General features: G+C 66.3%; 20 protein-coding genes. All 20 read right to left on the bottom strand.

Annotation, left to right across the window (positions count from 1 at the left end; genetic code table 11):
- Positions 1-47 precede the first annotated feature (47 nt).
- Positions 48-956 (bottom strand): guanylate kinase, encoded by a 909-nt coding sequence (gene gmk / locus AADH62_RS08395; RefSeq protein ID WP_341579038.1) that lies wholly within the window; start codon positions 954-956, stop codon positions 48-50.
- Positions 949-1,803 carry an orotidine-5'-phosphate decarboxylase gene (gene pyrF / locus AADH62_RS08390; RefSeq protein WP_341579037.1) on the bottom strand — a complete coding sequence of 285 codons (855 nt, stop codon included), beginning with the start codon at positions 1,801-1,803 and terminating at the stop codon, positions 949-951. The genes gmk and pyrF overlap by 8 nt, the downstream gene beginning before the upstream one ends.
- Complete coding sequence (gene carB, locus AADH62_RS08385; protein WP_341579036.1) at positions 1,800-5,087, bottom strand: carbamoyl-phosphate synthase large subunit; 3,288 nt, start codon at positions 5,085-5,087, stop codon at positions 1,800-1,802. Before carB ends, pyrF begins: the two co-directional genes overlap by 4 nt.
- A complete protein-coding gene (carA, locus tag AADH62_RS08380) occupies positions 5,080-6,237 on the bottom strand; it encodes a glutamine-hydrolyzing carbamoyl-phosphate synthase small subunit (RefSeq protein WP_341579035.1) in 1,158 nt (385 codons plus the stop codon). Before carA ends, carB begins: the two co-directional genes overlap by 8 nt.
- Positions 6,234-6,755 carry a hypothetical protein gene (locus AADH62_RS08375; protein ID WP_228178730.1) on the bottom strand — a complete coding sequence of 174 codons (522 nt, stop codon included), beginning with the start codon at positions 6,753-6,755 and terminating at the stop codon, positions 6,234-6,236. The genes carA and AADH62_RS08375 overlap by 4 nt, the downstream gene beginning before the upstream one ends.
- Positions 6,752-8,062 carry a dihydroorotase gene (locus AADH62_RS08370; protein WP_228178732.1) on the bottom strand — a complete coding sequence of 437 codons (1,311 nt, stop codon included), beginning with the start codon at positions 8,060-8,062 and terminating at the stop codon, positions 6,752-6,754. Before AADH62_RS08370 ends, AADH62_RS08375 begins: the two co-directional genes overlap by 4 nt.
- Positions 8,059-9,039: an aspartate carbamoyltransferase catalytic subunit gene (locus tag AADH62_RS08365; protein WP_228178733.1), complete on the bottom strand. Its 981-nt coding sequence runs from the start codon at positions 9,037-9,039 to the stop codon at positions 8,059-8,061. Before AADH62_RS08365 ends, AADH62_RS08370 begins: the two co-directional genes overlap by 4 nt.
- Positions 9,036-9,566 carry a bifunctional pyr operon transcriptional regulator/uracil phosphoribosyltransferase PyrR gene (gene pyrR, locus AADH62_RS08360; RefSeq protein WP_341579034.1) on the bottom strand — a complete coding sequence of 177 codons (531 nt, stop codon included), beginning with the start codon at positions 9,564-9,566 and terminating at the stop codon, positions 9,036-9,038. The genes AADH62_RS08365 and pyrR overlap by 4 nt, the downstream gene beginning before the upstream one ends.
- Positions 9,567-9,637: 71 nt before the next feature.
- Positions 9,638-11,203: a Rieske 2Fe-2S domain-containing protein gene (locus AADH62_RS08355; protein ID WP_228178736.1), complete on the bottom strand. Its 1,566-nt coding sequence runs from the start codon at positions 11,201-11,203 to the stop codon at positions 9,638-9,640.
- Between the two features lie 77 nt (positions 11,204-11,280).
- Positions 11,281-11,715: a transcription antitermination factor NusB gene (nusB, locus tag AADH62_RS08350; RefSeq protein ID WP_228178737.1), complete on the bottom strand. Its 435-nt coding sequence runs from the start codon at positions 11,713-11,715 to the stop codon at positions 11,281-11,283.
- A gap of 13 nt (positions 11,716-11,728) precedes the next feature.
- Positions 11,729-12,289 carry an elongation factor P gene (gene efp / locus AADH62_RS08345; RefSeq protein WP_228178738.1) on the bottom strand — a complete coding sequence of 187 codons (561 nt, stop codon included), beginning with the start codon at positions 12,287-12,289 and terminating at the stop codon, positions 11,729-11,731.
- Between the two features lie 190 nt (positions 12,290-12,479).
- Positions 12,480-12,941, bottom strand: a complete 462-nt coding sequence (gene aroQ / locus AADH62_RS08340; RefSeq protein WP_341579033.1) for a type II 3-dehydroquinate dehydratase — start codon at positions 12,939-12,941, stop codon at positions 12,480-12,482.
- Between the two features lie 4 nt (positions 12,942-12,945).
- Entirely contained in the window at positions 12,946-13,503 is a 558-nt protein-coding gene (locus AADH62_RS08335; RefSeq protein ID WP_341579032.1) for a GNAT family N-acetyltransferase, read from the bottom strand.
- The gene (gene aroB / locus AADH62_RS08330; RefSeq protein ID WP_341579031.1) at positions 13,503-14,579 is read right to left on the bottom strand and encodes a 3-dehydroquinate synthase; all 1,077 of its coding nucleotides are present in this window, start codon (positions 14,577-14,579) and stop codon (positions 13,503-13,505) included. Before aroB ends, AADH62_RS08335 begins: the two co-directional genes overlap by 1 nt.
- Positions 14,576-15,127 (bottom strand): shikimate kinase, encoded by a 552-nt coding sequence (locus AADH62_RS08325; protein WP_300590613.1) that lies wholly within the window; start codon positions 15,125-15,127, stop codon positions 14,576-14,578. Before AADH62_RS08325 ends, aroB begins: the two co-directional genes overlap by 4 nt.
- Positions 15,114-16,358, bottom strand: coding sequence for a chorismate synthase (gene aroC / locus AADH62_RS08320; protein WP_341579030.1), 1,245 nt, complete (start codon positions 16,356-16,358; stop codon positions 15,114-15,116). Before aroC ends, AADH62_RS08325 begins: the two co-directional genes overlap by 14 nt.
- A 4-nt stretch (positions 16,359-16,362) precedes the next feature.
- Complete coding sequence (locus AADH62_RS08315; protein ID WP_341579029.1) at positions 16,363-17,202, bottom strand: shikimate dehydrogenase; 840 nt, start codon at positions 17,200-17,202, stop codon at positions 16,363-16,365.
- A 1-nt stretch (position 17,203) separates the two neighbouring features.
- On the bottom strand, positions 17,204-18,802 hold the full coding sequence (mltG, locus tag AADH62_RS08310) for an endolytic transglycosylase MltG (protein ID WP_341579028.1): 1,599 nt from the start codon (positions 18,800-18,802) through the stop codon (positions 17,204-17,206).
- A 1-nt stretch (position 18,803) separates the two neighbouring features.
- Complete coding sequence (ruvX, locus tag AADH62_RS08305; RefSeq protein ID WP_331791294.1) at positions 18,804-19,277, bottom strand: Holliday junction resolvase RuvX; 474 nt, start codon at positions 19,275-19,277, stop codon at positions 18,804-18,806.
- Positions 19,274-21,934, bottom strand: coding sequence for an alanine--tRNA ligase (gene alaS, locus AADH62_RS08300; RefSeq protein ID WP_341579027.1), 2,661 nt, complete (start codon positions 21,932-21,934; stop codon positions 19,274-19,276). Before alaS ends, ruvX begins: the two co-directional genes overlap by 4 nt.
- Positions 21,935-21,942 lie beyond the last annotated feature (8 nt).

The following is a 21,942-nucleotide window of genomic DNA, read 5'->3' as shown; positions in this document are numbered from 1 at the left end:
CGCTGGCGACGGATGTCGGTGAGAGGTCTGTGGCGCCGCGGTCACGCTCAGCGCGCGGGCGCATTCATCAATTCTACGACCTCGCGCGCCGCAACGGCGACGTCGGCGTTCACGACGCGGTAATCGAACTCATCCTGGGCTGCCAGTTCGACTCGCGCAGTGCGCAGGCGTCGAGCCCGCTCTTCGGTGTCTTCGGTGCCGCGTCCGACCAATCGGCTGACCAACTCGTCCCAGCTGGGTGGGAGTAGGAAAACCAGCGTTGCATCGGGCTGGGCCGCGCGAACTTGCCGAGCGCCCTGCAGATCGATCTCCAGCAGCACCGCCTGACCGCGATCGAGTGCGGCGCGGATCGGTGCACGCGGAGTGCCGTAGCGGTACGCGTTGTGGACCGTCGCCCATTCGAGAAGTTCGCCATCGGCAATGAGTCGATCGAACTCCGCATCGTCGACGAAGTAGTAATGCTCTCCGTCGCGCTCCCCCGGACGAGCCGGGCGGGTCGTAGCCGAAATGGACAGGTGGATTTCGGGGTGGTGAGCCCGAATGTGCTGCGCCACGGTCCCTTTGCCGACCGCCGTAGGCCCCGCGAGCACCACCAGGGCAGACCGGTCATCGCGTGGGTGCGGCTCGGGCAGGCGGTCATCGAGAAACGCACGCAGAGCCTGCTGCTGCCTACGGCCGAGGCCGCCGAGTCGCTTCACGGGCGAGATCTGCAGATGCTCGAGGATTCTGTCTCGCTTGCCGACGCCGATCGCGGGGATCGCGGTGAGGAACTCTGTGACCCGCATCGCACCGGCAGGTGAATCCGGAGCGGCAAGGGCGCGGCGCAGTAGCTCTTGGGGGCTGATCACGCGGGTCGCGACATCCTGTTTCAGAGAGGCACGCTCCCGCCTGGCTGCGACGGCCCGACGGGATGCTGCGAGGCGGTCGACGTCGGGAGGGGCGGGGCGCTCAGTCATGGGTGGTTCGCGGGTACAGCGCAGCGCGCTCTTCGATACGCGAGGCGAGGCGGTCGGGGCCGACGGCGAGGATACTTCTGCTCTCGGACGCGATGACGTTTGCTGCCACGTATCCGAAAAGACGATGCAGATCGGCCGGCTGCGCGCCCTGCGCACCGAAGCCGGGTGCCAGGATCGGGGTGCCGGCGAGGACGACGTCGGTGAGCCCGAACGCAGCGCGGTCGACGGTTGCCCCGACCACGAGTCCGGCCGAACCGAGCGCCCCCGGCAGGCCGATGTTGAGGGACCCGATCTCGCGAGCGATCCGCGCCGCGACGCGCTCGTCATCGGGCCCGGAGTCATCGCTCGTGAGTGCAGTCTGTACCGGCCTGCCTTCGGGATTGCTCGTCGCTGCGAGGACGAAAACCCCCTTCTCTCGGCGGATCGCGGTCGTGACGGTGGCATAAAGCGAGTCGGGACCCAGGTAGGGGCTCAGTGTCACGGCATCCGCCTCGAGCGGTGAGCCGGGTTCGAGCCACGCCGCGGCATAGCCGTCCATCGTGGTTCCGATGTCGCCGCGCTTGGCGTCTGCAATGACGATCAGCCCGGCCGCACGCGCGGCCGCCATGACCTCTTCAAGCGCCGCGAACCCGGCCGAGCCGTAGCGCTCGAAGAACGCAACCTGAGGTTTCACGATGCCGACCCGACCCGCGCACGCCTCCACCACACGGAGTCCGAAGTGCCGGGCTCCCTCGGCGGTGGAGCCCAGGCCCCAGGAATCGAGCAGACTCCCGTGAGGGTCGATACCCACGCACAACGGGCCAAACTGACCGAGCGTCTCCCACAGGCGTGAACCGAACGACCTCACGCGCGTTCAGCCCTTTCACGTGCGTAGTCCTGCAGGCTTTTGACCTCGAAACCCTCGCGGAGCACGGGGAATGCGCTGACTGCGGCGCCGAGGACTGCCATCGTCGTGAACAAGGCCTTGTCGCCGGCCACGGCAGCGGCGCGGATCTCGTAGCCGTCAGCCCGCGCCATGCCGCCGCTCGGGGTGTTCACCACGATGTCGATGCGTCCCTCATTGATGAGGTCGACGACGTTGGTCTCACCCGAGGCATGCGTTGCGGAGTACTTGTTGACGACCTCGACGGCGATTCCGTTGCGGGCAAGGATCTCGGCAGTCCCCTCCGTGGCAAGCAGCTCGAACCCGAGTTCCTGCAGCCGGTGGGCGGGCAGGATCACCGCGCGCTTGTCAGCATCCGATACCGAGATGAAGACCGTTCCCTCGAGGGGAAGCCCACCGTATGCGGCAGCCTGGCTCTTCGCAAAGGCCGTGGGGAAGTCGCGGTCGATCCCCATGACTTCACCCGTGGATCGCATCTCAGGCCCCAGGACCGAGTCGACAATCTGCCCGTCCTTTGTCCGGAACCGCTTGAAGGGCAGAACGGCTTCTTTCACGGCGACCGGTGCGTCAAGCGGAACGCGCGAGCCATCGGATGCCGGCAGTAGCCCCTCAGCGATCAGATCAGCGATCGTGGAGCCTGCCATGATGCGGCTGGCCGCCTTCGCAAGCGGAATCCCCAGCGCCTTGGACACGAACGGGACGGTGCGGCTGGCCCGTGGGTTAGCCTCGATGACGTAGAGCACGCCCGCGCTGATAGCGAACTGAACGTTCAAGAGCCCTCGGACCCCGACGCCAGCCGCAATGGCGAGAGTGGCTTCGCGAACGCGATCGATCTCGGTGCGTCCGAGCGACACGGGCGGCAGGGTGCAGCTCGAGTCACCGGAGTGGATGCCGGCCTCCTCGAGGTGCTCCATCACGCCGCCGATGTAGAGCTGGTGGCCGTCGTAGAGCGCATCGACGTCGATCTCGATCGCGTCGTCAAGGAACCGGTCGACCAGGAGTGGCATCCCGGGGCCGATGATCGCTTGGTCGGCAACGCGCACGAAGTAGTCACGCAGGCTCGCCGTGTCGTAGACGATCTCCATGCCGCGTCCACCGAGCACGAAGCTCGGACGGACAAGCACCGGGTATCCGATGTCTTCGGCCACGGCAACGGCGCCCTCGACGTCAACCGCGGTGCCATGACGCGGCGCGACGAGTCCCGCGTCGGCGAGGATGCCGCTGAACAGGCTCCGCTCCTCGGCGAGATCGATCGCCGTGGGGCTCGTGCCGAGGATCGTGTAGCCGGCGGCTTCGATCCCCTTCGCAAGTCCCAATGGGGTCTGTCCGCCCAGCTGGCAGATGACCCCGAGAATCGTGCCCGACCGGGCCTCGGCGTGCAGCACCTCGAGCACGTCTTCGAGAGTGAGTGGCTCGAAGTAGAGCCGGTCGGACGTGTCGTAGTCGGTGGACACCGTTTCGGGGTTGCAGTTGACCATGATCGTCTCGAAACCCGCGTCGCTCAGGGCGAACGAGGCGTGCACGCACGAGTAGTCGAACTCGACTCCCTGACCGATGCGGTTCGGTCCCGATCCGATGATCACGACCTTGGTGCGCTCCGAGGGCATGACCTCGGTCTCTGCGTCATAGCTGGAGTAGTGGTACGGGGTCAGAGCGGGGAACTCACCAGCGCAGGTATCGACGGTTTTGTACACGGGCCGAATGTCGAGGCCGTGCCGGATGCCGCGCGCTTCGGTCTCGGTGATCCCGCGCAGCTCGGCGATCTGTGCGTCGCTGAAGCCGTGCTCCTTGGCGATCCGCAGTGTCTCGGCATCCAACTCCCCCGCGCCAGCGATGAAGGCCGCGACCTCGTTGATGAGCACGATCTGATCGAGGAACCACGGGTCCATCGCGGTGGATTCAAAGGCCTGCTCGACAGTCGCGCCCTTGCGCAGGGCCTGCTGGAGAACGACGATCCGGCCATCGGTGGGCGTGCGTGCGATCTCGAGCAACTCCTCGACACTTCGCTCTTCTGGGCCCCAGTGGAAGCTGGAGCCGCGCTTCTCGAGCGACCGAAGGGCTTTCTGCAGCGCCGTCGCGTAATTGCGGCCGATCGCCATCGCCTCACCGACCGACTTCATCGTCGTGGTGAGCGTCGTGTCGGCGGCGGGGAACTTCTCGAAGTTGAAGCGCGGCACCTTGACGACGACGTAGTCGAGCGTCGGCTCGAAGCTTGCCGGCGTGACCTTGGTGATGTCGTTGGGGATCTCATCGAGCCGGTAGCCGATCGCGAGCTTGGCGGCGATCTTCGCAATCGGGAAGCCGGTGGCCTTCGAGGCCAGCGCCGAGGAGCGAGAGACGCGCGGGTTCATCTCGATCACGATGATGCGACCGTTCGTCGGGTCGACGGCGAACTGGATGTTGCAGCCGCCTGTGTCGACACCGACGGCGCGAATGATGTCGATGCCGATGTCGCGCATCTTCTGGTACTCGCGGTCGGTGAGCGTCAGCGCCGGCGCGACGGTGATCGAGTCGCCGGTGTGGACACCGACGGGGTCGACGTTCTCGATCGAGCACACGACGACCGTGTTGTCGGCGGTATCGCGCATCAGCTCGAGTTCGTATTCCTTCCACCCGAGGATCGACTCCTCGAGCAGCACCTCGTGCGTCGGCGAGTCATGCAGGCCGGCGCCCGCGATACGGCGCAGGTCGGCTTCGGTGTATGCGAAACCGGAACCCAGTCCCCCCATCGTGAACGACGGGCGAACGACGAGCGGATAGCCCAGTTCCTCGGCGCCGGCGAGAACCTCATCCATCGTGTGGCAGATGCGGCTCGCGGCGACATCCGCGCCCGCTTCGATGACGAGCTCCTTGAAGATCTGGCGATCCTCGCCCTTGCGAATGGCGTCGACCTTCGCGCCGATGAGCTCGACGTCGTACTTCTCGAGAATGCCGCGGTCGTGCAGCGCCATCGCGGCGTTCAGAGCCGTCTGGCCACCGAGAGTCGGGAGGATCGCGTCGGGCTTCTCCTTCGCGATGATCGTTTCGATGACCTCGGGGGTGATCGGTTCGATGTAGGTAGCGTCGGCGAAGTCGGGGTCGGTCATGATCGTGGCCGGGTTCGAATTGACCAGGATCACTCTGACGCCTTCGGCGCGCAGCACGCGGCAGGCTTGGGTTCCGGAGTAGTCGAACTCACAAGCCTGGCCGATGACGATCGGGCCGGAGCCGATGACCAGGACGGAGCGGATGTCGTCGCGCTTAGGCATTCGCTTCTTTCGTGCTGAGGTTCGCGCGAACGAGGTCTGCGAACCGGTCGAACAGGTAGTTGGCGTCGTGCGGGCCGGCGGCAGCTTCGGGGTGGTACTGCACCGAGAAGGCCGGGATGTCGAGGGCGCGAAGGCCCTCGACGACGCGGTCGTTGAGACCGATGTGGCTCACCTCGACGCGACCGTAGCCCTGGGGGCTGTCGAACGGCTCATCCAGGGGGGCATCGACGGCGAAGCCGTGATTGTGGGCGGTGATCTCGACGCGGCCGGTCTGCTTGTCGAGGACGGGCTGGTTGATGCCTCGGTGGCCGAACGGAAGCTTGTAGGTGTCCAGACCCAGGGCGCGGCCGAGCAACTGATTTCCGAAGCAGATGCCGAAGAACGGCACCCGATCATCGAGCACGGACCGCAAGAGCGAGACGTGATCCGCAGAGGCCGATGGGTCACCCGGGCCGTTCGAATAGAAGACCCCGACCGGGTCGATCGCGCGGATGTCGTCGATCGTGGCATCCTGCGGCAGCACGTGGACGTCGAACCCACGGGCGGCGAGGTTCTCGATCGTCGCCTTCTTGATACCGAGGTCGATGACCGCGAGAGACCCGAGCCTCTCCCCCGTCGCCGGGGTGATCTCCGCGGCCGTCACCGAGACGGATGCCGAGAGGTTCTGGCCGGCCATCAGCGGCGCTTCCCGCACCAGGCGTAGCTGTTCCTCGGCGTCCAGGGATGCAGCGTCTCCGGAGAAGACGCCACCGCGCATCGACCCGACCGACCGGATGTGACGGGTAACCGCGCGGGTATCGATTCCGCTGATCCCCACGATGCCGTCGCGTTCGAGTGCTTCGTCGAGGGATTCATCGGCTCGCCAGTTCGACACGACGCGCGAGGGATCGCGGACGATGTAGCCGGCGACCCAGATCCGGCGCGACTCGGGGTCCTCGTCGTTCATTCCCGTATTGCCGATGTGGGGCGCGGTCTGCAGCACGATCTGACCCGCGTAGGACGGGTCTGTGAGGGTCTCCTGGTAGCCGGTCATGCCGGTCGCGAAGACGACCTCGCCCAGAGTCACGCCGCGCGCCCCATAGGCGCGCCCACGGAATCGGGTTCCGTCCTCGAGGACGAGCACGGCGGGATCGGTGGTGAACAAGCTCATTCGGAATCTCCGGTTGCGGTGGAGGGGTCGGTGGCATCGGCGAGCGGCGCGAGGGCGTCGGCCAGCTGTCTGGCCGAGGTGTCGCGGGGGCGAAGGTAGGTGTCGACGACCACGCCGGTGTCGGCGAGCCAGCTCAGACGCACGAGGCCGTCCTTCTCGACGACACGATCGATCGTGAGGGTGGCCTGTGTGACGGCGGTGATCCTGTCAGCCGGGATGGTGATTCGCGGCTGGTTGGTCAGGTCCAGCGCGACAGCGGCATCCGTCACGGTGACAGTCACCGGTGATCGGAAACCGAGGCCCGGGGCAGCGATCCGTTCCAGCGGAGCATCGTGGACCGTGGTCGCGACGTAGAGCGCGTCTATCGTCTCGCGGGGTACGTCCGCAGCGTTCAGCTCGGCTGGCTGGATGAGGGGGGTCCGATCGCGACGGGCACGTCGCACCCAGCCCCAGGCGGCGAGTCCCAGCAGCACCACGGCCACCGCGACCATCACGAGGACGGCGGCCTCGCGGGTCATGACACCACCCCCGGCGTCTCGAGAAGAGCTCCGTCAGCCACGGTCACGGTGCCCCGGTTGATCGTCCAGCGGATCTCGCCAGGCAGTTCTTCGCCGAGGTAGGGCGAGTTACGGCTGCGCCCGCGAAGATCATCGACCGAGAAGGTGGTTTTCGGCGCCGGGTCGTAGAGCGTGAACGATGCCGGGTTGCCCGCCGCCACGGGAGTGCCGTGCCCGCTGAGGCTCCCGATCCGCGCCGGCGCTGCCGACATCGCGCGCGCGACATCCGTCCACGTCATCCGACCGGTGTCGACCATCGTCCTGTGCACGACACGGAGGGCGCTTTCCAGACCGACCATCCCGTGGGATGCCGCCTGCCATTCACACGCCTTTGTCTCGCTCGGGTGCGGCGCATGGTCGGTTGCCACGATGTCGATCGTTCCGTCGGCAAGGCCTTCGCGCACGGCTTCGACATCCTCGGCGGTGCGAAGGGGCGGGTTGACCTTGAACCGCGCGTCATAGCCGCGAACGCGATCCTCGGTGAGCAGCAGGTGGTGCGGGGTCACCTCGGCAGTGACATCGATTCCGCGTTTCTTGGCCCAGCGGATGATGTCGACAGACCCCGCCGTCGAGAGGTGACAGACGTGCAGGCGCGACCCGACGTGCTCTGCCAGCAGCACGTCCCGGGCGATGATGGCCTCCTCGGCGACAGCCGGCCATCCCGCCAGGCCGAGTTCGGCCGAGACCACACCCTCGTTCATCTGCGCGCCTTCGGTCAAGCGCGGGTCTTGCGCGTGCTGGGCGATGACGCCGCCGAATGCCTTGACGTACTCGAGGGCGCGCCTCATGATCACGGGATCCCAGACGCAGAACCCGTCGTCGCTGAACACACGGACCCGGGCCCGGGAGGTAGCCATGGCGCCGAGCTCCGCGAGCCGCTCTCCCTTCTGGCCGACGGTGACGGCCCCGATGGGCTGGACGGTGACGTAGCCGGCGGCCTCGCCGAGTGCCAGCTCCTGTTCGACAACTCCGGCGGTGTCGGCAACCGGGGACGTGTTGGGCATCGTGAAGACCGTGGTGAAGCCTCCGGCAGCTGCTGCGCGCGAACCGGTGAAGATCGTTTCGGATGCCTCGAAGCCCGGCTCGCGGAAGTGCACGTGAAGGTCGACCAGTCCGGGAAGTGCGATGAGGCCCGACGCGTCGATCACGCGCGCGCCGGGCTTGTCCAGCGCGGAGCCTGTCTCGACGATCATGCCGTCTTGCACGAGCAGATCTGTGCGGGTGCCGTCCACGAGCTCGGCGCCGCGAACCAGGAGGACCTCGGTCATGCTCGTTCCTCCCCTGTCGTTGTCGTCGCTGTGGTTGTCGTCGAACCCGCCAGCAGCAGGTAGAGCACCGCCATCCTGACCGACACGCCGTTGGCTACCTGTTCCAGCACTGTCGATTGAGCCGAGTCGGCGGCTTCGGCGGAGATTTCGAGCCCACGATTCATGGGGCCCGGGTGCATCACAATGCTATCGGCGCCGAGGGCCGCGAGCCGCCGTGCGTCAAAGCCCCAGCGCCTCGCGTACTCCCGCTCGCTCGGGAAATGCGCTGCGTTCATGCGCTCCAGCTGGATGCGCAGCAGCATCAGCACGTCGGGAGCTGCTGCTATAGCTTCGTCGAGGTCGTAGATGACGTGAGCGGGCCAGGCCGATACATCCTGCGGCACGAGCGTCGGCGGAGCGACGAGGGTAACGTGCGCTCCCAGCGTGTGCAGCAGCCACATGTTCGAGCGCGCCACGCGGGAATGGAGCACATCGCCCACGATCGCGACCCGGGTGCCGGCGAGATCCCGGCCACGACTGTCATCGCCGTAGAGACGCTTGCGCATCGTAAACGCGTCGAGCAGCGCCTGCGTGGGATGCTCGTGGGTTCCGTCGCCGGCGTTCACGACGCCCGCACTGATCCAGCCGCTCGTGGCGAGGGTGTGCGGCGCGCCGGATGCTCCGTGGCGGATGACGACGGCATCCGCGCCCATCGCTTGGAGCGTCTGTGCGGTGTCCTGCAGGGACTCGCCTTTCGAGACCGACGAGCCCTTGGCTGCGAAGTTGATGACATCGGCTGACAGGCGCTTGGCAGCCGCCTCGAAGGATATGCGAGTGCGAGTCGAGTCCTCGAAGAAGAGGTTCACGACGGTCTTGCCGCGCAGGGTCGGCAGCTTCTTGACCTCTCGGCGTTGCGTGTCCGACATGTCTTCGGCGGTGTCGAGGATACGAAGCGCGTCGGCCCGGCTGAGGGTCGCTGTGTCGAGCAGGTGTCTCATGATCGGATGCTCACCTCGTCCTCGCCGTCGATCTCGCGAAGGCGGACCGCCACGTGCTCCGATCTGGAGCTCGGCAGGTTTTTGCCCACGAAGTCCGGCCGGATCGGCAGCTCGCGGTGTCCGCGGTCCACGAGGATCGCGAGGCGCACTGCTGCTGGCCTGCCGATGTCTTGCAGGGCATCGAGCGCTGCGCGGATGCTCCGCCCCGAAAAGAGCACGTCGTCGACGAGCACGACGGTCTTCCGGTCGATGCCCGAGTCCGGGATGCGTGTGGGGTGGGGCGTCCGCGTCGGATTGCGGTGCAGGTCGTCGCGGTACATCGTGACGTCGAGTGAGCCGACGGGCACCGCTTGGCCGGTGAAGCCGCTGATCAGCGCAGCGATGCGCTCTGCCAGCGGCACGCCGCGGGTCGGGATGCCGAGGAGGACGAGCTCGCCGGCACCGCGATTGGATTCGATGATCTCGTGAGAGATTCTCGTCAGAGCGCGTGAGATGTCGGCATCCTGCATGACTGCGCGGGTGCTCATCGTCGCTCCCTTCTCCGCCTCACAGGACGGTGTTAAAGGTTGCTGTAGTCCGAGCCTACCGGAAGCGCTCGTCAGGGAATCGCAGGCGCGTCAGCCGTCTCGATGATCCGCTGTGACCGGATGGGATGCCCCGTCGTGGTGAGACACTTGCCGCTGGCAAGATCCCACTTCCAGTCGTGCAGGGAACAGGTCAGTACGCCGTCCTCGATCTTGCCGGTCTTGGTGAGGTCGGCCCGGAGGTGCGGGCAACGGCGCTGCACGACCCAGTCCTCGAGCTGCACATCCTCGGTCTGATCTGACTGCTCCGCGTACCAGTTCTCGACGTACTCGATGCGGTCACGCGACAGACACTTGAGGAACGTGGTGAGAAACTCGTTGAATTTGCCGCTGCGACCGACCGAGAACTGCATCGAGAGGAAGATCGAGTTGGACCAGTCGATCTCGTGGTCGGCGATATTGGTCGAGACGAGGTCAGCCGGAATCGTGTACCAGTAGATGCACTCCTCCCCCGCGTACTCGCGAACCTTCGCCTTGGGGAAGTCGACGACCATATCGAGTTCGCCGATGCGGAACCGGACGTTGCCACCGACGCCATCGCGGATCGTCCGGGCCCGCCGCAGGAGCGGCTCCCACCATTCCTTGATCGCCGCGAGCATTTCCTGCGGCGGGAGTACTGTCGCACGCCGCGACTCCTCGGCGCGGACCTCGTCCTGCCGACTGTCGCGCTGCTCGGCGAGGTAGGTCCACTTGTCGTGGAAGATGCGCTCGATCTCGGCATCGGTGTACAGCGTCTGGGTGATCGTCACGTCGGAGCCCACGATGTCGACTTGGGTTCCGGGGATGAAGAGGTGACCCGCCTTGTCAGGCCGCTCCGCGCGCAGGTGCTCGAGGAACTCTGCCTGATCGGTGAAGATCGAATCGTTCTCAAGCCCGGTGCCGTTGTAGCGGAACAACTCTTCGCGCAAGAACATCGGCGGTCCCGCCATCGGGAAGACATGCCCGGCGTCGACCTTGTCGATGTAGTACATCGCGCGCTTGTTCTGCGCGTCGCGCTTGAGCTGCGCGAAGTGTTGCTTCGAATCCTGCGGCAGGTCGTAGACCATGGGCCACCAGATGGCTCCGGAGACTTGGGTGAAGTACGCGTCCGGGCGACCGAAGGCGAGCAGCTTCTCGAGGTCCAGCGGATGCGAGTCGTTCTGGTTCAGGATGCTGGCGGTGCCGTCGTCCACCGACAGCGACGAGTCCCCGATCGGGCCGTCGGAGGGGGCGCGCAGCGGCGTGATCATGAGCGTCATCTCACCGAACGTCACCGGGACGCCGGCTTCCGTGCGGACGATGTTCGTGTAGCCGAGGTCGATCAGGTCGCGTTCGAGGTCATCTGTCGGATACTCCGGCAACAGCACGGGGATGTCGCGGCGGACGTACCGGTGCAGCATCCGGGGATCGAAATGATCGCGATGCCGGTGAGAGATGTAGAGGAAGTCAGCGGCGCCGAAACGCTCCCAATCCAACCCCCGGTTGTCAGGGAACGGGAACCAGGATCCGAAGAACGACGGCCCGATGACCGGGTCGCACAGGATCGAACCTCCCGTGGTCTCGATGAACATGCCGGCATGTCCGAGTCCGGTGATGCGCATGGACGCTCCTCTCCCGAGACGAGTGTAGGCGGCTCCTGCGCGTCGGCAGTGGGATCACGCCGTGCAAATGCGGCGGGTCAGTCGAGCTTTCCCGTGGCAGTCTCGCCCCCGCGCGCCACACGACCGAGCACACCGTGCACGAACGCGCCGGAGTCGTCGGTCGAGAACTCCTTCGCGAGTTCCACCGCCTCATCGATCGCGACGGCGGCGGGAACGCCGTCGTTGTAGACGATCTCCCACGTGCCGATGCGCAACAACGCGCGGTCGACGGCCGGCATTCGGACAAGCGTCCAGCCCTTCGCGGCGGCCGTGATCGCCTCGTCGATCGCCGGCGCATTGTCGATCACACCGTCGACGATTTCACGGGCGTACAGCCACGACGCCTCGCGCGCCGGTTCGGACGCGGCGCGACGGGCTTCTGCGGCAAGTGTCAGCGCGACATCCTCACCGCGGACGTCAGCTTGGAACAGGATGTCCAGCGCACGCTTGCGCGCCTTCGAACGTGCACTCATCGGTGCTGTCGCGTCAGTTGACGCGGCCGAGGTAGTCACCCGTCCGGGTGTCGACCTTGACCTTCGTGCCGGTCTCGAGGAACAGCGGGACCTGGATCTCGTAGCCCGTCTCGACGGTTGCAGGCTTTGTGCCGGCCGACGAGCGGTCGCCCTGCAGACCCGGCTCGGTGTAGGTGATCTCGAGCACAACGGATGCCGGCAGGTCGAGGTAGAGCGCGGTGCCGTTGTTCATCGCGATGGTGACCTGCTGGTTCTCGAGCATGAAGTTCGCCGCGTCGCCGACGGTGGCGGCGGGCACGTTGATCTGGTCGTAGTCGGTCTGGTCCATGAACACGAAGCTGTCGCCGTCGTTGTACAGGTAGGTGTAGTCGCGGCGGTCGACGTTCTCGATCTCGATCTTGGCGCCGGCGTTGAAGGTCTTGTCGACGACCTTGCCGGTCAGGACGTTCTTGAGCTTGGTGCGCACGAATGCGCCGCCCTTGCCCGGCTTGACGTGCTGGAACTCCACGACGCTCCAGAGCTGTCCATCGATGTTGAGGACGACGCCGTTCTTGATGTCTGCGGTGGATGCCATGAGGGGGAAGTTCCGTTCGTGTGCGTGGATGCCGTGCGCCAGGCCGCGGCCGACATCCGAGTCTACGGGAGTCCCGCGCCCGCCCGCACCCGCGCAGATCCGGCATCCGTGAAACACAACCTGGCGCGAGAGACGACAATCCGCCTCACGCGTCAGGTTGTGTCTCAGCGCGTGGGCTCGGTGCGAGCGATCAGCCGTCGGCCTGGCCGGTGAGGATGTCGATGAGGAGCGTGGTCGCCCGCGCGTAGCCGGGTACGCCCTCGCCGATCACGTGGACGGCGGCGATGTCGCGGATGTAGGAGTGGTGGCGAAACTCCTCGCGTGCGTACACGTCAGAAATGTGGACCTCGGCGACGGGAAGCGCGACGCCCGAGAGAGCGTCACGTAGCGACACCGACGTATGAGTCAACCCGCCGGGATTGATCACGATTCCGGCGCAATCCTCTCGAGCTGCGTGGATGGCGTCGATGAGCACGCCCTCGTGGTTCGACTGCAGTGCACGCACCTCGAAGCCGGATGCGGCGGCCGTCCGCGAGACGAGAGCTTCGACATCCGCGAGTGTCTCTCGTCCGTACACGTCGGGCTCGCGGGTCCCGAGCAGATTCAGATTCGGTCCGTTGAGCAGCAGGAGCCGGTGAGGAGTTGACGTCACGGTGTCACTCTATTGCCCGGCGCATTTCGAGCTCGGGCCCGATCGAGCTCACGAGCGTGACGCCGGTCGGTGTGAATCCGATCCGCGCATAAGCACGCTGTGCGCGCAGATTGTCACGGTGGACATCCAGTGTCAGAGCGTCATGCCCGCGTTCTGCGGCCCATGCTGACGCGGCGTCAATGAGATCGCCGAGCAGTCCCCGCCCGCGGAGTCCGGGGTCGATGTACACGCCGACCACATCTGCGCGCGGCGCCGTGAGGGCGCGGCCGAGGTGGTCGATGTCGCCGGAGGCACGCAGCAGCACGGTCGCGGTGCCGATCCAGCGCTCACCGGCAGCGATGGCTACGAACTGTGCAGCATTCTCGCCGAGGGCACCGCCTGCCGTTCGCTCCCGCCAGAAGGAGTCTTCTCGGGCGAGTTCTTCGTCTTGGGTGGTGAGGAATGCCAGCGCCGCGTCCGGGTCGCCGGTCGCACGGATACGCAGGTCGCGCACGTCTGCCCATTCGTGCAGCTGGACTCGACGTACTTCGTATTGCGCTGCCGGACGCGGCAGGTCGCGCACTACTCGGCGACCTCCTGATAGGCGGCGAACAACAGGGATTCGTCGGGGGCCTGCAGCACGGTGGGGCGGGCGATGTCGTCGAGGACGATGAAGCGCAGCATGCTCCCCCGCGTCTTCTTGTCGCGCTGCATCGTCGAGAGCAGCTGCTGCCAGGCGCCGGCGCGATATGTGGTCGGCAAGCCGAGGGAGGTGAGGATGTCGCGGTGACGCTGAGCGGCGTCATCCGAGAGGCGCCCAGCGAGCCGAGAGAGCTCGGCGGCGAACACCATGCCGATGGAGATCGCGGCGCCGTGGCGCCACTGATACCGCTCGGTGTGCTCGATGGCGTGGCCCAGGGTGTGTCCGTAGTTGAGGATCTCGCGAAGCCCAGCCTCACGCAGATCCTCGGACACGACGCGGGCCTTCATTCCGATCGCCAGCTCGATGCACCGCCGGAACGCATCTGATGCCGGGTCTGTGGCGGCGTCGGCGTCGCGCTCGATGAGCTCCAAGATCTCCGGATGCCAGATGAAACCGGCCTTCACGACCTCGGCGAAGCCGGCAACAGTTTCGTTGCGCGAGAGGGTCTCCAGGAGATCGAGGTCACAAACGACGGCGGACGGCGGCCAGAACGCCCCCACGAGGTTCTTCCCCTCGGCGGTGTTGATGCCCGTTTTTCCGCCGACCGCGGCATCAACCATGCCGAGGACTGTCGTCGGAACCTGCACCACCGAGACGCCGCGCAACCACGTCGCGGCGACAAACCCGGCCAGATCGGTCACTGCTCCCCCGCCGAAGCCGATGACGGCGTCAGTACGAGTGAAGTTCGCCTGGCCCATGACCTGCCAACAGAATGCCGCGACCTCCACGCGCTTGCCTGCCTCGGCGTCGGGCACTTCGGCAAGAAGAACCTGCCGCTCGCCCTGTAGGCGTCCGCGCAGCTCTTCAGCCCGCGCTGACAGGGTCGGCGGGTGCACGATGAGCACACGCTGTGCAGCTGTCGGGAGTGCCGCACCGACCGAGTCCAGGATGCCGCGACCGATCGTGATGTCGTAGGGGCTGTCGCCGGTAACGGCGATTGTCGTCGGAGCGGTCATGACTCTTCTTTCCCGGTGGCGCGTGGATAGGAGGACTCGGTGCGGTGGCGCGCCCACGACACGATCTCGTCCACGACGTTCTGGAGGGGACCGGTCGATGTGTCGATCGTGATGTCGGCGACACTTTCATAGAGGGGACGACGCTCCTGCCAGATGCGCCGCCACCGCTCCAGAGGGTCCTCGCCCGACAGGAGCGGCCGGGCTGTCCCCTGAATCCGCCCGGCTACGACGCGCGGGTCGACCGTGAGCATCACGACATGGCATGTTGCGAGATCCGCACGCGTATCGGCATCCAGCACAGCCCCGCCGCCCAGTGACACGACGGCAACCGCGTGCCCGAGGGCCTCCTGAATCGCCGCACGTTCCCAGGAGCGGAATGTCGACTCGCCCTGGGTCTCGAAGATCTGCTCAATCGGTCCGTGCTCGCGCTGAACCACGGCATCCGTGTCGATGAACGTCACGCCCAGGGCTTTGGCAACGCGACGTCCAATGCTCGTCTTTCCCGCCCCCATGGGGCCGACAAGAACGAGCGGACTAGCGGGGGCCATCGCTGGTAAGAACTGCCGCGTCCAGCAGCGATTCGTCGCTCTCTGCGCTTGTGCGCAGGGCCGCGGGAATCGCGTCGAGGTAGGACTGCAGGTTGCGTCGCGTCTCGGCGACACTGTCACCGCCGAACTTCTCGAGAACGACGTCAGCGAGCACGAGCGCTGTCATGGCTTCGGCGACCACACCGGCTGCCGGGACAGCGCACACATCTGACCGCTGGTGGTGAGCGCTGGCAGTCTCGCCGGATGCCACGTCCACCGTACGCAGTGCGTGCGGGACGGTGGCGATCGGCTTCATGCCGGCACGCACGCGCAGTACGGTTCCGGTTGACATGCCGCCCTCGGTTCCCCCGGCGCGATCCGTGGCCCGGGCAATGCCGCGGTTGGTCGCGAACAGCTCGTCGTGGGCTTGCGAGCCCCGGCGCCGCGCCGTCAGGAAGCCGTCGCCGACTTCAACGCCCTTGATCGCCTGGATGCTCATGAGCGCCTGCGCCAGCTTGCCGTCGAGCCGGCGGTCCCAGTGCACGTGGCTGCCGAGCCCCGGAGGTAGTCCGAATGCGAGGACTTCGACGACGCCACCGAGGGTGTCGCCGGCTTTGCGAGCGTCATCGACTTCAGCGACCATCCGCGCCGACGTCTCCGGATCGAAGCAGCGCATCAGGTCAGAATCCAGCGCCTCGACGTCGTCGGGCGTGGGAAGCGGGGCGTCACGGGGAGCTTCGATCGGGCCGATACCCACCGTGTGGGAGACGAGACGGATGCCGAGCTCTGCCAGAAACGCGCGGGCAATGGCACCGAGTGCGACGCGGGCAGCCGTTTCGCGGGCGCTTGCCCGCTCGAGGATCGGCCGGGCCTCGTCGAACCCGTACTTCTGCATCCCGACCAGGTCTGCGTGCCCGGGGCGGGGACGGGTGAGCGCTGCGCCACGACCGCGTGACTTCTCGGTCAGTTCGATGGGTTCAGCGCTCATGACCTCGACCCACTTGGGCCACTCGGTGTTCGCGATGCGCAGGGCGATCGGGCTGCCCAGGCTCACCCCGTGGACGACGCCACTGGAGATCGTGAGTTCGTCTTCTTCGAACTTCATGCGCGATCCGCGCCCATACCCGAGTTTGCGACGGGCAAGGTCAGCCTGAATCTCGGAGCGGGAAATGGGAACGCCAGAGGGAAGACCCTCCATGACGGCAACCAGTTCGGGGCCGTGCGATTCGCCGGCCGTGAGCACGCGGAGCATTGGTCTAGTCTCCCATGAGGCTTGAGCGCATCGCGCCGACGACAGTCGTCTCGTCGCGAAGTGGCACCGCCGGATCACCGCCGACGAAGATCCGGACCTGCAGCACAGCCTGGTGCAGCAGCATCCCTTCGCCCGTATGGATCGGATGACCGGCGCGCAGCCAGGCCGCCTGTAGGGAGGTCATCCCCTGGCCATAGACGACGTCGAACAACGGCGCGCCGCCCGATGCGAGCGCATCCGCGTCAGTGTCGGCAACGACCGCACCGCCAGGGAGCGCCGCAATGGTCAGATCGACAGGTGCAAGCCACGGCTGCGCGAGAGGGACGCCGTGAACGGAGAGGCCCAGCCGCTCGCCGATATCGCGGAGCCCGGCGACCGCGTCAGGCCGCCTCGCTGCTACCTCGATGTGGCTCGCACCGAGCTCTGCGACAGCGACAAGAGCGGATGTCGCTGTGGAGCCTGCCCCGACGATCCGAACCCGCTGCAGCTCGGTGATCCCGCACTCGGCGAGGGAGCTGACGATGCCGCCGACATCCGTGTTGAATCCGGAAGGCTCAGCACCAGTCAAGAGGAGGGTGTTCACGGCGCCGGTCAGTTCCGCGCGGGCATCGCGGGTCACGGATCCTGCAAAAGCCGCTTCCTTGAGTGGGTACGTGACTGACAATCCCCGGAACGCGTCGTCGAGCGAGTGCAGTTGCGAACCGAAACTCTCCGCCGTCACACGGCGGCGTCCGTAAGACCAATCCAGGCCGAGCGCGCGGTACGCGGCAGCGTGGAGCTGGGGTGACCGACTGTGCTCGATCGGGTCACCCCAGACCTCCAGACGCGTACGTCGCTGCGTCACCTCAACAGCCTGCGTCGGGGTTGTCTGTACACCACTGGCGCCACTGCTCCACGGCGGCCAGGTGGTCGTCGTAGTTGGTCGTGAAGACCGTCTCGCCGGTGTTGAGGTTCACCGTGACGAAGTACAGCCACGGGCCGTCCTCAGGATGCATCGCCGCGTCGATCGCGAGGTCGCCCGGGTTGGCGATGGGGCCGACTGGCAGTCCATCGATGACGTACGTGTTCCACGGATTGTTGTCGGTGAGAGCCTCGCCCGATGAACTTACTGTGCCGTCATGCAACTCGCCGTAGCCGTACTGAGCCGTCGAGTCCATCTGCAGCTTCATGCCCTGATCGAGGCGGTTCTGGATGACGCGCGAGACCTTGTAGAAGTCGGCTTCAAACCGGGCCTCGCGCTGGATGATCGAGGCGACCGTGAGGATGCGCTCCCGATCATCGACAGGCACGCCTGCGGTATCCAAGGACTGGACCGCGCGGTTGACGAGCGTCTGAATGACCTGCTGTGCGGTTACTCCGGGATCGAAGGTGTAGGTCGCCGGGAACAACCATCCCTCCAGCGGCTGCCCGCCGGCGGCGACGACAGCCTCGTTGACGGGCACGCCGTACAGACTCGGGTCGGCCACTGCGGCCTGGAAGTCCTCCAGAGGGATGCCGAGGCTGTCGGAGAGGATCTGGATCGACTGATCGACCGTGAGTCCCTCGCGCAACTGCGCGGTGTTTTCCATCTTGTTGGCGGGATCGAGAATCGCCTCCAGCGCCGCTGCCGACGTCATCTGCTGCTGGAGTCGGAAGACGCCGGGGACGAACGGCGGATTGAGGTCTTCGGCGACGAGGTAGTCGTAGAACGCGTCGGGCGTCTTCGTCACACCTGCCTCGTAGAGCTTGGGTGAGATCGATGCGCCGGTATCCCCCGACACGATCGTGAGGAAGGCTTCGCCGGTGGCGATCCCCTCCTCGTATTCCTGCGGCTCTTCCCAGCCCAGCACCTCGCGGATCTTGTCCTCGTACGTCGACCACACCCACCAGCCGCCTGCCGCAGCTCCGCCGAAGAGCACGAGAACGACGATGAGGGCGATCCATCCGCCGCGTCGGCGACGGCGGCGTTCTGCCGGTGGAGGGGTCATGCCGATGTCATCCGTGGTGCGCTCTCCTGCGAAGAGGTCATCGAGGGTGCCGGTCGGTGCCGGCGCGGGACGATCCGCACGAGGGCCGGATGTCGAGGTCGAGGTGAGACTCTGCGTTGAGGCCGGAGGTGCTGCCACCGCGGCCCAGAACAGTTCCGGGGGTACGTCGTCGTCTGTCGGGATCGAGGTCGCCGGGCTCGCTGGCTGTGTGGGGAGCGGAGAATCTGACGGCGTGCCGCCTGCAGTGCCGCCGGTCGTGCCTGCGGCGCGGGCCTCGCGCGCGGCACGTCGTGAGGGTGGAGCCGGTGTGGACGATCCCTCGGAAGCTGGAGCCGATGCTGCCGGTTCGGCAGGCTCGGGGGCAGACGGCTCTGACGAGGCCGAGGCTGCACCTCCGGTCCCGCGCGACCGACCGTCCGGGAGTTTCCCGAAGAGATCGGCGAACGGATCGTCGAACGGTGACGAATCGTCGGGCATGTCAGGCAGGCTCCTCGGCGGGGGGTAGTAGCGCACCCGGTGGGCGGCCGGTGCTCTTCTCGATGTCCAACGCCTGCTGCAGCAGCACGACGGCGGCGACCTGATCCACCATGGTACGAGAAGTTCGGGTGGTTTTGCCCGATGCGCGCAGGGCGCTGTGCGCCGAGACCGTGCTCAGGCGCTCATCGAGCATCCGGATCGGAACGGTGATCCGGGCACCCAGCTCGACGGCGAACCCCTCCGCGTCGTCGGTCGAGGCGGTGCGTTCTCCCCGCAGATTGATCGGCAGGCCGACGATGACTTCGATCGGATCCATATCGGATACGAGCTCAGCCAAGCGCCCGATCGTGCCGTCGCCGCGCGCGACAGTCTCGGTCGGCGTCGCAAGCATGCCGTCAGGATCGCACTGGGCGACGCCCACACGCGCCTTCCCGACGTCGACGGCCAGACGGATGCCGCGGCGAAATCCGCTCACGGCCGGGGCAGCCCCGCCACGACGTCATCGAGGGCGCGAGCCAGCGCGCTGACATCGGCGCCACCGCCCTGGGCGAGGTCGTCGCGTCCGCCACCGCCACCGCCGAGTGTCGTCGCGGCAGCCTTTGCCAGGGGGCCGGCCTTCACGCCGAGCGAGCGTGCCGCGTCGGTCGTGGCGACGATGACGACCGGTCGGTGATCGACCTCGCCTCCGAGAGCGACGACCGCAGCGTCGGAACCGAGTCGCTCGCGGACCTTCAGCGCGACGGCTCTGACGTCGTCAGCCGAGCCTGCGCGGCCGAGGTTGGCGGTGACGACCGACAGATCGCCCACACGACGAGCGCCGGCAACGAGGTCCGGAACCTGCTCGCTCAGAGCTTTCGCCTGCAGCGACGCGATCTTCTTCTCGGCTGCCTTGAGGTTCGCGGCGAGCTCGGCGATGCGCGCCGGCAGCTGATCTCGGGGGGTCTTCAGCGAAGAGGTCAGTTGTGAGACGATCGCTCGTTCGGCGGCGAGCTCACGGAACGCATCAGCGCCGACGAGCGCCTCGACACGACGATTGGCGGCGCCGACCGAGGATTCGCCCACGAGGTTGATGAGGCCAACTTCGGCGCTCGTCGCGACGTGGGTGCCACCACACAGCTCGCGCGACCACGGTCCGCCGATGTCGACCATCCGAACGGTGTCGCCGTACTTCTCCCCGAACAGGGCCATGGCGCCGAGCTCTTTGGCTTCGTCGAGCGCGAGGACACGCGTGGTGACCTGCAGATTGTCGCGCACGGCGTTGTTTGCGATCTCTTCGATCTCGGACTTCGTCTCGGGAGAAAGCGCCTGTGTCCAGGCGAAATCAAAACGTAGGTAGCCCGCGCGGTTCAGCGAGCCGGACTGCGTGGCTGATGACCCGAGCGTGTCGCGAAGGGCAGCATGAACGAGGTGGGTAGCCGAGTGCGCCTGTGCTGCCGCGCGACGGTTGGCGGCATCCACGATCGTGGTCGCAGCCAACCCGACAGCGACCTCGCCACTGGTCACCTCCACTGTGTGACTCACCAGGCCCGGCACAGGCTTTTGCACATCGATGACGTCGAGCTGATAGCCGGGACCGACGATGATCCCCTTGTCGGCAACCTGACCACCCGACTCCGCGTACAGTGCCGTCTCGGCGAGGATCACCTCAGCCACCTGACCGGTGGCGGCACGATCGACAGAGACCCCATCCACGAGCACACCCAGGATGCGGGACTCGGTCTCCAGATCGGTGTACCCCGTGAACGTCGTTTCGCCGAGGGCGCGGAACTCGCGGTAGATCGAATGATCGGCGATAGCGCGCTTGCGCGACTTCGCGTCGGCCTTGGCGCGCTGGCGCTGCTCGTGCATAAGCGAGTCGAACGCGGCCCGGTCCACAGACAGACCGGCCTCTTCGGCGATCTCGAGCGTGAGGTCGATCGGAAAACCGTAGGTGTCATGCAGCAGGAACGCCTCGGCGCCCGCGATCTCGGCCTTGCCCGAGCTCTTGGTCTCAGCTACGGCAAGATCAAGGATCGTCGAGCCAGCCGCGAGCGTACGAAGGAACGTCTCTTCCTCTGCGACGGCCGCGGACTCCAGCCGGTCGTAGTCGGTAGCGAGAGTCGGGTAGGCAGGAGCCATGGCATCCCGCGACGCGGCAAACAGTTCGCGGAACGTCGGCGCATCGACACCGAGCAGACGCATCGCACGAATCGTGCGGCGCATGAGGCGGCGAAGGATGTAGCCACGCCCCTCGTTCGAGGGGCGGACCCCGTCGGAGAGCAGCATGAGCGAAGAACGAACGTGATCGGCGACAACGCGGAATCGCACGTCATCCTCGTGGACGGCACCGTACGTGCGGCCCGACAGCGCGACGGCGAGATCGAGCACAGGGCGCACCTGATCGGTCTCGTACATGTTGTCGACGCCCTGCTTGATGAACGCGACCCGCTCTAGGCCCATGCCGGTGTCGATGTTCTTCTGCGGGAGCTCGCCCACCACATCGAAATCGACCTTGGACCGAACGTTGGTGATCGCGTACTGCATGAACACGAGGTTCCAGATCTCGGTGAACCGGCTGTCATCGACCGCTGGTCCCCCGTCCGGGCCATACGCCGGTCCGCGGTCGAAATAGATCTCGGAACAGGGCCCCGCGGGGCCCGGCTGACCGGTCGACCAATAGTTATCTTCCTTGCCGAAGCGCTGAATGCGCTCATCGGGAAGTCCGGCGATCTTCTTCCAGAGCCCGGCTGCCTCGTCATCGTCCTCGTACACGGTGACCCAGAGGTCGCGCTCGGCAAAGCCGAGGCCTCCGGCCGACTCGGGTGAGGTCAGCAGTTCCCAGGCATATTCGATGGCACCAGCTTTGAAGTAGTCGCCGAACGACCAGTTCCCCAGCATCTGAAAGAACGTTCCGTGGCGCGCGGTCTTACCGACCTCTTCGATGTCGTTGGTGCGGATGCACTTCTGCACGTCAGCAGCGCGAGGGTAGGGCGCAGGAACGACCCCGGTGAGGTAGGGAATGAAGGGCACCATGCCCGCGACGGTGAAAAGCAGTGACGGGTCGTCGGTGACCAGCGATGCGCTCGGAACGATGACGTGATCGTTCTTCTCGAAGTAGTCGAGGTAGCGCTGGGCGATCTCAGCGGTCTTCATCGGGTTTC

It is taken from the genome of Microbacterium schleiferi (assembly GCF_038150145.1).
Lineage (GTDB): Bacteria > Actinomycetota > Actinomycetes > Actinomycetales > Microbacteriaceae > Microbacterium > Microbacterium schleiferi_B.
Note: the sequence above shows the minus strand (reverse complement) of the source record. Positions and strands in the feature narration are given on the sequence as shown.